Raw genomic sequence first — 12,613 nt, 5'->3', positions numbered from 1 at the left:
TGCAAGGAAACCGTCTCGCCCTATTTCGGGTGAAACCATTTTTTCATAACCGGATGCAGCCTGTTAAAGTACGCAATCACCAAAAGAGAAACCGCGTAATCATAAATCAGGAAAACGGCGTTTCCAGCCAGAAGAAACAACCCCGGAACATTATAACCAAAAACGCTGAAACTCGCAACAGGTACGCCGAGCAATTTAACCGACAGCCAAAACTCCAGGATTGCCGCGGCGTTGAAAACAACCAGTTTCGAAACGATACAAAGCCATCTTTGATGCACCCGGCTTTCCAATACCGCCTTCAGAATCGGGTAATAGCCGAAAAGGAGAACAAAAAATAAAACAGCTTCCTGATCCGCCGCAAGCATAAAAGAAAGAACAGACTGCACAACGTACACGCCAACGGCCCATTTGATACCGACCTCAGCCACAACCGCAATCAGAAGGATCCCGGAAAACGCCGGCAAAGCATAAGTCCCCACCGGGATAAAGCCGGTCAGGATCATGACGACCGTGCCAAGGGCGGCCGCCATGGAACAAAAAGCCAGACGAAGGCTGTGGTTCAACTCAATCTACCCCCAGCGAAAAACTCGATTAACAGCACGGATAGACATTTCCCCCGAAACAGTTGCAGCACAGATTTGCCAGACAAAGGGACGTGCACAAATCACAGCCGCCGACGCCGCCATACTGAGGAACATTGGGATTATATCCCCCAAACATTCCGTTGCGCTGATTTGTCACCTGATTGAACGCGGCCCGATACTCCGCATTGGACGGGTCCATTTGGCACGCGTTGGCAAAGTCGTTGTAAGCTTCGTCCAGCCACCCGCGCCTGTAAAGCACGGTGCCTTTTAAAAAATACCATTCCGCATTGCGCCCTTCCTGAGGCACCCCGTCCAATATCTGCTCGGCATCTGCGATTCTGCCCGAATTGATCAGATTGCGCACGTCGTAAAACTCCGTTCCCCGGCTGGAGTACCCGGAATATCCAGAGTACCCCGCATAGCCGGAATATCCGCCCTGATTTGCGCTCTTTCTCTGTTTCCGCTCCTTAATTACCTGGTCGTACGCCTCGTTGATCTCTTTCATCTTTTCCCCAGCAAGGTCGGCAAGCGGGCTGTCCGCATAATTGTCCGGATGATATTTCTTCGCAAGCTCCCGGTAAGCGGCTTTGATTTCATCATCCGTCGCATTCGGCGATACGCCAAGGACTCTGTAAGGATCAGACATTTGTTTTCTCCTTTTTAAACAATAGTTCCTTCTGTATCTGGGGAAGTCCAAGAATCACGACGTTCCGTACAATCGGCCCCATTGAATTCATTTCCATCAGATTAAGAGCTCCCCCCAGCTGTGACAATGTCTGGTTCAAAACATCATTGGCATAGATTTTCGCATCCCGGAGCTCTTCCTTCCCGCTTTCCCCGTTCAGGTGAAAGCGGGAGGCCAGCGGGTTAAACGAACCGGTCCTGATGTCATCTTCCAGATCGTCCGCCGCATCGATGAAATAGATCCAGCGCCCGAGAAAATATCCGAAACGATTCAGGATCCTCGACCTTGGGGACATGGGGGCTTCCCCCGACGACAATTCCATAATCCGCTCCATCATATGAGCTGTAGGCTCGGCGCAGCTGTCAAGGCCAGGCGATTGATTCTTTTCGATTTCGCTTTGCTCTTTCATCGCTTCGGCGACAATTTCCCCCAGGTGCGGATAGTCGGCGGCCGCCCGGCGGTAGGCATGTCTGACGACCGGCAGGGCAAGGACGCGCAAATATTTTTTCATCGCTTTGGAATCCCGGATATCGTCCATCAATTTATGATACACCAAAATCACGGTCAAAGCGGACGCCTGATGAAATTCCTGATCTTCCTCGGAACAGAACGCGCATTGCTTGAAAGGATTTGTCACGCATCTGCCCTTTTGAAACCTGGGAAACGGCTTGGATTTAGCAGAAATCAGGACAAGGGCGTAAAAAGTGCAGTCGTAATTCAAAGCAAGCCTTGCCGTAAGACCGTACTTTTTGCCGAGGTTCCTGCACAGCGTACAGTAAATTCCGTTATATTCCTCAAGTTCCCGCACAAGAAGTTCCGATTTCCGCGGTCTCACATAACCAAACAAAAAAATCATCCTTAATCCTGCCGAAATCGCATTAAATCAATTTTATTTTACTCTAAATCAAGCAAATATTTAATTAACATTGTGTAAATTTTCTAACCGGATCGCAATTCCGCTATTCTCACCGTGCCTTCATTATAAATCAGAAAAAACATTGTTTTTTCAGGAACGGTATCGTATAATGAAATGACAGATTATTTTGGACAGGAGGTAAAGATTTGAAATTATACGATATCGACGTAATCAAATTAATTGAACTTTTGGATAAATCAAAGGGGAATGTTTATCTGGTGACAGACGACGGCAACAAGCTGAATCTGAAAAGCAAGCTGTGCCAGTTGTACGGCATTCGTTCTCTGCTGGAAAAAACAAAAAATTCGACAATTTCCGCGGAATTGAACGTTGACGATCCGGAGGATGAACTGATGTTTATTAATTATATGATGAGCAAATAGTCGTATCCGTTTGGATGCCGCTGTAAATTTTTACAGCGGCATCTTTGTCTGTCAATATGCGGCGCTCAGCGGGTTCAGGACACCATAAGCCTTGTTTTCCATATCGTCGATAAAACGGATGGCTTTCCCCGCACCTACGGCGACACAGTTCTGTGGGTCGTCTGCCACATGTACCGGCATTTTTGCTTTTTTGGAAATCAGGCTGTCAAAGCCGAACAGTTGGGCCGAGCCTCCCGTCAGGATCATGCCGTCGGAATAAACGTCGCCGATCAGTTCCGGCGGAGTCTTTTCCAGCATTTCCTGAATCACGCGGATCATCTGCATCACATTTTCAATCAGCGCCTCCAGAATCTCGTCGCTGGTGATATCGGCCCATTGAGGCAGACCGGTCATCGCATTGCGTCCCTTTACTCGGAAGGAAGACACATCCTTCCGCGGATAGACGCACCCGATCGCCAGCTTGGCGTTTTCCGCCATGCGGCGGCCGATAATCAAATTGTATTTTCTTCTGATGTATTTGACAATTGCTTCATTGAATGTATTTCCGGCTACTTTGACCGAACGGGAAATCGCGATTCCGCTGAGCGACAACACCGCCATGTCCGTGGTTCCCCCGCCGATATCAACGACAAGAGTTCCATGAGGCTGCGAAATATCGACTCCCGCCCCTAATGCGGCAGCCACAGGCTCTTCAATCAGACAGATTTTTCTTACTCCGGCGGAACTGATCGCGTCCACGACAGCGCGCTTTTCCACCTCTGTGATTTTACAGGGAACGCTGACCACAACGCGCGGCATAACAACATGGCTTTGGCTTACTTTTTTCAAATAGGTCCCGATCAGATACTGGGCCATATCAAAATCTGAAATGACCCCGCCCTCCAGCGGCAGACACACTTTAATTTTATCGGAAGTCTTCCCAATCATCGTATAGGCTTCTTTTCCGGTTGCGACAACCTCCCCGGTTTCGACATTCACCGCCGCAACGGAAGGTTCGTTCAGGACGATTCCTTTTCCGTCGAGATATATTTTTGTTGTCGAAGTTCCGAGATCTATCGCAAGGTCGGTTCCCAGCACAAAATCACATCCATTTCTTATCAAAAACACATCCGAAAAGCAGATGCGCGCTCCAATCACTTGCTTATTATAAAATAAATCACGCTCAATTTCAACCGGACATCCTGCCGACCTGGGCTACCGCGGCACATGAAACGGTCCGGGCGCCTGTTTTCAGAAGGACTTCGGCACACTCGCAGAGAGTGGAACCCGTCGTCACAATATCGTCGATCAGCAGAATCCTTTTGCCGGCGATCCTGTTCCCGTCGGCGCGGTAAACTCCAGCCACATTCTTCAATCTCTCCAAACGCGGCAACAGATGCTGCTCTGGGTTGTCCCGGACTTTTTCAAGGCACTCCTCATAGGATAGCCCAAGCTGATCCGCGACTTTCCTCGCAACCAGTTCGGACTGGTTATACCCCCGTCCCTGCTTCCGTTCCCGTGAAATCGGGACGGCCGTCACCAGATCGAACGAGGACGGCTTCATCCGCTTCCTGACTAGTTCGGAGAGCTGTTCCGCATAGAAATCCGCATTCTTTTTCTCTCCGTAAAACTTAAACCGGATGATCGAATCGCGAACCTGAGATTCGTAGGGATAAAGGACGATGCAAGGAATATTCTGTCCGCAACCGGGAAGATTCATGCACCGAAGCGCATTGACCGGTGCGATCGCAGCGGCGCATGTTTTGCAGATTTTTGTACCCGGCGAAATAATTTTGTCGCAAAAGACACAGCGCGGTGGGAAAAACAGCTCCAGACAGAAAAAAAGAATTCTTTTAAGACTCATCCTCCCCGCCCCCGGTTAAAAGATAAAGCAGACCTGTGTATCGCCTGGTCTTGCGGTTGTTTTCCACCATGTTGCGGACGGTTTCGGGCGTTCCGACCAGAATCAGCAGGGATTTCGCCCGGGTCACGGCGGTGTAAAGCAGGTTTCGGTAGGCCAGCTGCGGGGCGCCCCGGAACATTGGAATCACAACCGCCGGAAATTCATTTCCCTGGCTTTTGTGTACCGTCATGGCATAGGCAAGCTCCAATTCCGCCGCCGCTTCCGACTCATAGGCTACAATGCGGTCATCCATGCGGACCGTGAGAACGGGCACGCGGCGGTCTATTTCCTGAACGATGCCAAGGTCGCCGTTAAAGACTCCCTCGCCGACAGAGCCGTCAGAGCGGGTCCATGGCAGATTGTAATCGTTCCGGATCTGCATGACCTTGTCCCCCACGCGGAAAATCGAACCGTTCACGCGGAGTTCCGATTTCCGGCTGTCCGGAGGATTGAGGACCTGCTGAAGCTTTTTGTTCAGCTCCTGGGTCCCAAGTTCCCCTTTCCGTGAGGGCGTAAGGACCTGAATATCCGTCAGCGCGGAAAAGCCGTAGCTTTCCGGCAGGCGCCGCTTGCAGAGATCGACGACGGTCGCGCTGATCCGGGCCGGATCACCGCAGCGCAAAAAGAAAAAGTCCTCGTTCCTTATTTCAAGGTCCGGCATCTCGCCCGCCACGATCCGATGGGCATTGCGTACAATCAGGCTTTGCATGGACTGGCGAAAGACCTGGCGAAGCTGGACGACCGGCAAAAGGCCGGAGCCAATCAGGTCGCCGATCACATTCCCCGGACCGACGGACGGGAGCTGATCACTGTCGCCGACCAGGATCAGCCTGCGCCCCAGCGGGAGCGCCCGCAAAAGAGCTTCGAAAAGGGCGGTGTCCACCATGGACAGTTCGTCGATGACAAGGGCGTCGCACTCGAGAAGATTTTTTTCGTTCCTGGCAAAGACAGGCTGGTCGTTTTCATCCCATTCCACCTGCAGCAGGCGATGAATGGTTTTTGCCTCCCTTCCCGTCAGTTCCGACATGCGTTTCGCCGCCCTTCCGGTCGGCGCCGCAAGCAGGACCTTTTCGCCGCTGAGCTCCAGCAGACGAATGATCGCGTTCAGGGTCGTCGTTTTCCCTGTCCCCGGCCCGCCCGTAAGGATCAGAATTCCTCTGGACAGGGCTTCCCGCACGGCCTGTTTTTGTCCTTCGGCATACTGGATTCCAAATTCACGCTCGACTTCTTCTATTCTGCCGTCGACTCCCGTAATCGTCGGAGCAGGAAACCGGAGCAGCATCTTGATCCGTTCCGCCGAATAGAACTCGGACCGGTACAGGTCCGGCAGAAAAACAAATTCCCTCTCTCGAAAAACATAGGAAATCACGGACGCATCCGCTTTCAGATCCTCCAGGACCTCGCCGGTCAGGCTTTTGTCCACCCCCAGAAGGTGTGCGGCGGCGGCAGTCAGCTTGTCCGCCGGCAGACAGGTATGTCCGTTTCCCAGATTATGCCGGATGACGTGCAGGATCCCCGCCCGGACCCGGCAGAGATCGTCTTGCGGCCTCTCCAGCGAAGCGGCAATTTGGTCGGCCCGGTCGAAAGGGATGCTCACTCCGTCCTCGCAGAGGCAGTAGGGATTTTCCCTGACACAGTCGATGGACTGCGCACCGTAAAATTTCCAGACGCGCACGGCCTCCGCCGGGGAAATGCCGTAACCCCCAAGCTGTACCATCATCTCTCTTATCCCGCCGAGCCTCTTCAATTCTTCGCTGATTTTCTCCGCCTTGGGCTTTGTGATGCCCCGCACCGCACACAGGCGCTCCGGTTCATTTTCCATCACGTTCAGCGCGTTGCCTCCAAAGAGTTTTACAATCTTTTCCGCCGTCGATGGGCCGACCCCCTTCACGGCTCCGGATGAGAGATACTTCAGCATGGCCGCTTCGCTGGCCGGTTTCGAGCGTTCAAAGGCTTCGACGCGGAACTGTTCCCCGTAGTTTTGGTTCGTAACCCAGTTTCCTACGAGATGCAGCTCTTCGCCGGCGTCGATAAACGGCAGATTTCCCACAGCCGTTATCAGCTCCTCGCCATCATTGACCTCGATCACGGCATATCCGTTTTTTTCATTCCGGAAAATGACCTGCTCCACGGTGCCGGTCATTTCCAGAAGCTTTGCTTCCTCCATGCAGCTTCCCTCTTGTCCCCTATGATGATATAGTATTAGTATAAACGATCCTCTATGTATTTGCAAATTACACTTGAATGATTTTACTCACTTCATTTGCGCGGCAGATGTGAACTTCGGGAAAGTCGAGACATGCCATTTCACAGATTTGCCTGGTCTCTTCATCCATGCCGCGATCAATCACAATCAGTTCCGTATTGCCGTCCGGAATCCACCGAATCCGTTCGCAGGCGCTTCTGAGGACCAGCTCGGCGTTCTCGTCATGTCCGCTTATGGAAATAACAAGATAAAGTTTTCCGGGGTTTTCCGTTTTCAGCAGCCAAAACAAAAACATCCGGAATGCCTCCACGATTCCCAAGATAGCAAACAGGACGAAAAGCGTTTTGAAAAGAATTTCAAACATAAAAACCACCCCAACACATTCTATGTGCAGGAGTGGAATTTTGACTGACTATTTTTTCAGCGCTTTTTTCAGTGCTTCCACGCGGTCGCATTTTTCCCAGGAGACGCCAAGGTCTTCACGGCCCATATGTCCATAGTTGGAAACGGCGCGGTAAATCGGGCGGCGGAGGTCCAATTCGCGGATGATGGCGCCGGGCCTTAAATCGAAAGTCTTCTCGACCGCGCCGGAAAGTTCTTCTCCGGTAAATCTTGAGGTCCCGAACGTGTCCACCCGAATGGAAACCGGCCGCGCAACGCCGATCGCATAGGCAAGCTGCACTTCACACTTTCCCGCGATCCCGGCCGCCACGATATTTTTCGCAACGTAACGCGCCGCATAGGAGGCGGACCGGTCGACCTTTGTGGGGTCCTTTCCGGAAAAAGCGCCGCCGCCGTGCCGCGCATATCCGCCGTAAGTGTCTACGATGATTTTTCTGCCGGTCAGTCCGCTGTCGCCGACCGGGCCGCCTACTACAAACCGGCCGGTCGGATTCACATAATATTTTGTTTTTTCATCCAGCCAATGCTGCGGAATGGCGGACTGGATGACGTATTTCAGAATATCGCTCCGAATCTGTTCCAGCTTTGCTTCAGGGCTGTGCTGGGCCGATACCACCACGGTGTCGACCCGGACAGGGCGGTCCCCCTCGTATTCCACGGTCACTTGCGTTTTTCCATCGGGCCTCAGGTAAGGAACCAGATCGGTTTTTCTGACTTCGCTCAGCCGCCTGGCCAGTTTATGCGCCAGCGAGATCGGCAGGGGCATCAATTCCGGCGTCTCGTCGCAGGCATACCCGAACATGATTCCCTGGTCCCCGGCTCCGATCAGATCATCTTCATCCGTCGCTCCATTCTGAGCTTCAAAGGAACGGTTGACGCCCATCGCGATGTCCGGCGACTGGACATCGATGGAAGTCAGGACACCGCAGGTATTTCCGTCAAAACCGCAGTCCGGATCATTATATCCGATATCCTTTACGACATCGCGGGCGATGGAAGCGATGTCGACATAACAAGTCGTTGAAATTTCCCCCATCACATGAATAATACCCGTCGTCGCCGTCACTTCACAGGCTACATGCGCGGCCGGGTCCTGTGCAATAATGGCGTCCAAAACGGCGTCCGCGATCTGGTCGCACATTTTATCGGGATGCCCTTCCGTTACGGATTCTGAAGTAAAAAAATGTCTGGCCATAAATATCCTCCTGACTTCTTTCAGTACGCCCTGAACGGGCGAAAAAATAAAGGACCGACCGGAAGAAAACCGGACGGTCCTGATCCACCTCATCTTTCGGCTTTCCCGCAGGATTTGGCACCTTGCTTTTTCCAAGCAGGTTGCCGGACATCACAGGGCCTGTTCCCTCCGTCACTCTTGATAAGGAAATATTCAATTTTTATGCTTTACAGTATAGCACAGGCTAAAGAATTTGTAAAGGGATATTCTTAAAGATCCGGCCATCCGCCGCAGCGTTCATTTCCCCATGGTATGGTGCAGGATCGGGCTGACTCTTTTATAAAGAAGCATCGTCAGGCAGGAAACCGTTACCCCTTTGAACAGGTTAAACGGTGCGACAGCCAAGAGAATAAAGGTCTGCAGGTTCTTTATGGACGGGTTGACGACGGAGCCCATGCTGATCAGTGCGCTCATCGGCATATGGTAAGCCACGGCATAGACAGGAAGAAGCACATAAGCATTCACCAGGCTGCCGACCAGAATCATCACCAAAGTGCCCAGGACCAGACCGATGACCGCATTGCGTCTGCTTTTATGATATTTGTAAAGAATTGCGCTGGGGACAACCAGCGAGCATCCGATCAGGAAATTGGCAAGGTCGCCCACGCCCGCGGTGGAGCTTCCGTGGATTACAAGATACAAAATCACCTTCACCAGTTCAATCATGATTCCGGCCACCGGCCCCAGAGCGAAGCCTCCGATCAAAACCGGCAGCTCGCTGAAATCCAGCCTGTAAAACGCGGGGGCAAACCACAGCGGAAATTCAAACATCATCAGCAGAAATGCGATTCCGGACAGAACCCCAATCTGTGCGATGTTTCTGGCGTCAAATTTTAGTCTCTGGCGTTTGCCGGCTTTTTCATAATTATTTGTCATTTTTGCTCCTCTTCTTTCATCCGGACTCTACCGTCGGCTTCGGAATCAAACCAAAATCCGCGGCTGATATGCCGCTCGCGGGCTCGCCGGCTGTTCGCCGTTTTACCGCCGGTGGGGAATTGCACCCTCTCCTGAAACTGTTTATTTTGATCTATGCCAAAAAAGGCTTCAATAATCCTTTGAGGCAGGAATCAACGGATTGAACAAAAAAAGTCCCGCAAAAATGCGGGACGGCATAACAGCACAAAAAATCGTCTGTTTTTCTTCTTTCATCCGGACTTTACCGTCGGCTTTGGAATCAAACCAAAATCTGCGTTTCCGCTCGCGGGCTTATCGGCTCTCACCGCTTTACCGCCGGTGGGGAATTGCACCCCGCCCCGAAGAACTTATTCAATTGTCAGAAGTATAACACAGTTCGGAAGTTCTGTCAAGACTCTGCCTGATACTCTTTGGGAATGTTTTGGTCAATGATGTCCTGGATAAACCGCATGCTGAATTCGGGCGTCCTCTTCCGAACACCATGCTTGCTTGCAAGCGTTTCCGAATATTCGCTCAACGGGTAAATGGAAAGGTTTGCAAAGCTGGTTTCATAATGGGTTACGATCGGTTCAAATTTCATGCCGGAATAAACGGTTTTCCCAGTTTCAAAATTTTTAGTCATCGTAACGGTCAACAGACCGCTTACCATATTTCTTCCGTAAAGCTGGCCGGAAATGAAATTCCCGAAAGCAAAAATCACAGGACATTTCGCGCCGTCGGACGCCCTTGTCAACAAAGTGAGCTGCTGCACCACGTGCGGATGATTTCCGAAAATGATATCCGCGCCCCAGTCGACCATTTCCTGCGCAAGTTTCTTCTGCTGATCCGTCAGTGTGTAGGTATCCTCGGTTCCCCAGTGAACAGAAATCACGACGACGTCAGCCATGCTTTTTGCCTTTTGGATCAGGCTTTTAATCAGTTCGGTATCACTTGCGTAGACGATGCGGTAATCCGAATCTTTCGGCAAATACAGACCGTTTGTCATTTCCGTGATCCCGATCTGCGCGGTCTTAATTCCCTTTGACTCCACAATCCGAATATTTTGAAGGTCGGCGTCGTTCCGATACGCCCCGATGGCTGTGACCGGCTGAGTGTCCCAGTAGTCGAGCGCCGCCTTGATTCCTTTTTGTCCCATATCCAAAACGTGGTTGTTTGCCTGATTGATTACGTCAAAGCCGAGGTGAACCAGCTCGTCCCCCACTTCGGTCGGAGAATTGAAAAGGGGATATCCCGAGATCGGCGCCACCTTTGAGGCCAGGATACTTTCCTGGTTGACGACCGCAATATCGGCGGTTTGAATTCTTCCGGCCACACGTTCATACATCGGGTCGAAATCGTAGCCCTTCCCGCCCGCCAGCTTTTTTGCGCGATTGTAAATAGTGCTGTGTATCAAATCATCCCCCGCGCCAAGAATAGTGATGGAAACAGGTTTCGGGACAGATTTTGAGGAAGAAGGCGTCTTTGTCTGTGAAGAAGACGGCAAAGCGGACGAGGACGTTTGGCTTTGATTCAAGCCGGGGATCTGTCCGTGGTAAAACGCCGCTGCGGCTGCGATCACACCGCAGAAAATGATCGCGGCAGAGATCACTGCCGTCCGCCGGAAGGCGGAATGGTGTCTTTTTTTCATAATTCGTAAACCTTTCTTTTCGGCATTCCTTTTGCATGAATCCAGTATATCACACACGAAACGGAAAATCATCTCATCCTGAAACCGGATGGAAGGAAAGACGGCCTGATTTAGTTTATGTAAAATCTATGTAAAAAGGTGGAAATCAGAATAAAAACTTGTTATCCTAATAATATATAAATCTTACGGAGTGGAAGGGAGAGAATTCTTTGAACAGGAAAAAGAATCCCAGGCTCGCGGCTGTCATTGACATTGATTCCAATGCCTTGAAAATGAGAATCTCACAGCTGAAAAAGGGCAAGATCGAAAATATCGATCTCCTCGAATACCCGCTTCGCCTGGGACACGAGGTTTTTACCGACGGAAAAATCAGTTTTGAAAGCCTTCGCGAACTTTCTTCCCTTCTGCACGGCTACGAGGACGTTCTGACCGGATATGGCGTAACAGACTGCAGAACCGTCGCCACCACGGCTTTGCGGGAGGCGGAAAACCGCTCATTCATCATCGACCAGCTGAAGATACAAAACGGGATTCAGGTCGAGGTTCTGGAGGATGATCAGGAAAAAACTCTGATTTACTGGGAAATCTTAAATTACATGAATAGCAGGATGGAAAAAACGAAAGGCGAGAGCGCGCTGATCTGCCATATCGGGGCCGGAACGATCGGTTTCTCCGTCTATGATGGAAAACAAATGATTTTTTCGCAGAATATTCCGATGGGATCGCTGAAACTCCACGATATGCTCGGAAATATCCAAAATGCGACGGATGATTTTTCCACCGTTGTTGAGGAATATCTGGATTCCATCCTGTGGCATATCCATGTTCCTCTGGAAAGCGGAAAGGCGGGCAATCTTGTTTTGACCGGCAGCGGGGTCCGCCTGATTGCGAAAATTTGCGGTATTGAACTGAAGGACGGGAGGTACGAGCTGGATTCCTTTCGAATTAAGGAACTCTTTGAACAAATCAGGAAAATGCCGCAGGACCGCATCGGCCGCAAATACAACCTTTCCGAAGAAACAGCCGAGCTGCTGTATTCTTCTCTGGCAATTGCCATCCGGCTCCTTCGCTTTACTGCGTCCACAACGATCCTGTCCCCTGAAGTGGAGCTCTGGGACGCATTGATCCGTCAGATGCTGATTCCCAAAAGCTCCGCTCAGTATCTGGACCATGTGCGCGTCAGCGCGATTTCCTGTGCCGGGAAAATCGCGGATTCCTACCACTGCAGCCGCACGCACACGGAATGCGTCCGGGAATTTTCCTGCAAGATCTTTGATAAAATGAAAGGGGCCCACGGCCTGGGGCGAAGGGAACGTCTGCTGCTGGAGCTGGCCGCCATTCTTCACGACTGCGGGCATTACGTCACCGCCAAGCGGCATTTGCAAAGCTCGTACGACTTGATCAAGGACACAGACATCTACGGCCTTACGGATGAAGAAATGCTTCTGACGGCTTTTGTGGCGCGTTATAACGAGTACGATATTCCGAATCACAGCAACGCCGCGTTTGCTTCGCTGAATGAAAAAAACAGATTGATCGTTTCCAAGCTCGTCGCAATTTTCCGCCTGGCAAACTCGCTCGACAAATCGCAAAAACAAAAGCTGACCGACCTTAAAGTCCGGCTGGAAAAAGATCTGCTGACCATTTCTTCCCAGAGCGACGCTAATCTGTATTTGGAACAGTGGGCATTTGACCAGTGTGCTCCTTATTTTAAAGAAGTGTTCGGCTATAACCCGGAACTGACGATAAAGTCTAACCTGCTGTAAAAAAGGTTGTGAT

General features: G+C 51.2%; 12 protein-coding genes and 3 riboswitches. Of the genes, 2 read left to right on the top strand and 10 right to left on the bottom strand.

From position 1 onward, the window contains the following. Nucleotides 1-20: 20 nt before the first annotated feature. Genes EQM14_RS07630 through EQM14_RS07620 form a run of 3 tightly spaced genes read right to left on the bottom strand, consistent with a single transcriptional unit; the run spans nucleotide 21 to nucleotide 2,125 of the window. A complete protein-coding gene (locus EQM14_RS07630) occupies nucleotides 21-563 on the bottom strand; it encodes a hypothetical protein (RefSeq protein WP_128742386.1) in 543 nt (180 codons plus the stop codon). A 28-nt stretch (nucleotides 564-591) separates the two neighbouring features. Next, entirely contained in the window at nucleotides 592-1,230 is a 639-nt protein-coding gene (locus EQM14_RS07625; protein WP_128742385.1) for a J domain-containing protein, read from the bottom strand. Continuing rightward, a complete protein-coding gene (locus tag EQM14_RS07620) occupies nucleotides 1,223-2,125 on the bottom strand; it encodes a DUF5685 family protein (protein WP_128742384.1) in 903 nt (300 codons plus the stop codon). The genes EQM14_RS07625 and EQM14_RS07620 overlap by 8 nt, the downstream gene beginning before the upstream one ends. A 206-nt stretch (nucleotides 2,126-2,331) precedes the next feature. Between EQM14_RS07620 and EQM14_RS07615 the strand changes: the two genes are divergently transcribed. Next, on the top strand, nucleotides 2,332-2,568 hold the full coding sequence (locus EQM14_RS07615) for a hypothetical protein (protein ID WP_128742383.1): 237 nt from the start codon (nucleotides 2,332-2,334) through the stop codon (nucleotides 2,566-2,568). A 51-nt stretch (nucleotides 2,569-2,619) separates the two neighbouring features. On the opposite strand, the gene EQM14_RS07610 is transcribed toward EQM14_RS07615, so the two are convergent. The 7 genes from EQM14_RS07610 to EQM14_RS07580 all read right to left on the bottom strand — a co-directional run bounded on the left by EQM14_RS07610 (nucleotide 2,620) and on the right by EQM14_RS07580 (nucleotide 10,834). After that, nucleotides 2,620-3,669, bottom strand: a complete 1,050-nt coding sequence (locus tag EQM14_RS07610; RefSeq protein WP_243112705.1) for a rod shape-determining protein — start codon at nucleotides 3,667-3,669, stop codon at nucleotides 2,620-2,622. Between the two features lie 67 nt (nucleotides 3,670-3,736). Beyond that, on the bottom strand, nucleotides 3,737-4,411 hold the full coding sequence (locus tag EQM14_RS07605) for a ComF family protein (RefSeq protein ID WP_128742382.1): 675 nt from the start codon (nucleotides 4,409-4,411) through the stop codon (nucleotides 3,737-3,739). Next, on the bottom strand, nucleotides 4,401-6,617 hold the full coding sequence (recD2, locus tag EQM14_RS07600; RefSeq protein WP_128742381.1) for an SF1B family DNA helicase RecD2: 2,217 nt from the start codon (nucleotides 6,615-6,617) through the stop codon (nucleotides 4,401-4,403). The genes EQM14_RS07605 and recD2 overlap by 11 nt, the downstream gene beginning before the upstream one ends. Nucleotides 6,618-6,684: 67 nt before the next feature. Next, nucleotides 6,685-7,020: a hypothetical protein gene (locus tag EQM14_RS07595; RefSeq protein ID WP_128742380.1), complete on the bottom strand. Its 336-nt coding sequence runs from the start codon at nucleotides 7,018-7,020 to the stop codon at nucleotides 6,685-6,687. Between the two features lie 48 nt (nucleotides 7,021-7,068). Continuing rightward, nucleotides 7,069-8,253 carry a methionine adenosyltransferase gene (gene metK, locus EQM14_RS07590; RefSeq protein WP_128742379.1) on the bottom strand — a complete coding sequence of 395 codons (1,185 nt, stop codon included), beginning with the start codon at nucleotides 8,251-8,253 and terminating at the stop codon, nucleotides 7,069-7,071. 86 nt (nucleotides 8,254-8,339) lie between these two features. Next, nucleotides 8,340-8,440: riboswitch (SAM riboswitch) on the bottom strand. Nucleotides 8,441-8,529: 89 nt separating this feature from the next. Further along, on the bottom strand, nucleotides 8,530-9,168 hold the full coding sequence (locus tag EQM14_RS07585; protein WP_128742378.1) for an ECF transporter S component: 639 nt from the start codon (nucleotides 9,166-9,168) through the stop codon (nucleotides 8,530-8,532). A 4-nt stretch (nucleotides 9,169-9,172) separates the two neighbouring features. After that, nucleotides 9,173-9,311, bottom strand: a riboswitch (FMN riboswitch). 114 nt (nucleotides 9,312-9,425) lie between these two features. Then, nucleotides 9,426-9,557: riboswitch (FMN riboswitch) on the bottom strand. A 38-nt stretch (nucleotides 9,558-9,595) separates the two neighbouring features. Further along, nucleotides 9,596-10,834: a CapA family protein gene (locus EQM14_RS07580; protein WP_164919006.1), complete on the bottom strand. Its 1,239-nt coding sequence runs from the start codon at nucleotides 10,832-10,834 to the stop codon at nucleotides 9,596-9,598. 209 nt (nucleotides 10,835-11,043) lie between these two features. Here EQM14_RS07580 and EQM14_RS07575 point away from each other — a divergent pair, with 209 nt between their 5' ends. After that, nucleotides 11,044-12,600 carry a Ppx/GppA phosphatase family protein gene (locus EQM14_RS07575; RefSeq protein ID WP_128742376.1) on the top strand — a complete coding sequence of 519 codons (1,557 nt, stop codon included), beginning with the start codon at nucleotides 11,044-11,046 and terminating at the stop codon, nucleotides 12,598-12,600. Nucleotides 12,601-12,613: the final 13 nt, after the last annotated feature.

It is taken from the genome of Caproiciproducens sp. NJN-50 (assembly GCF_004103755.1).
GTDB lineage: Bacteria > Bacillota > Clostridia > Oscillospirales > Acutalibacteraceae > Caproicibacter.
This window is presented reverse-complemented; position numbering and strand designations above follow the sequence as displayed.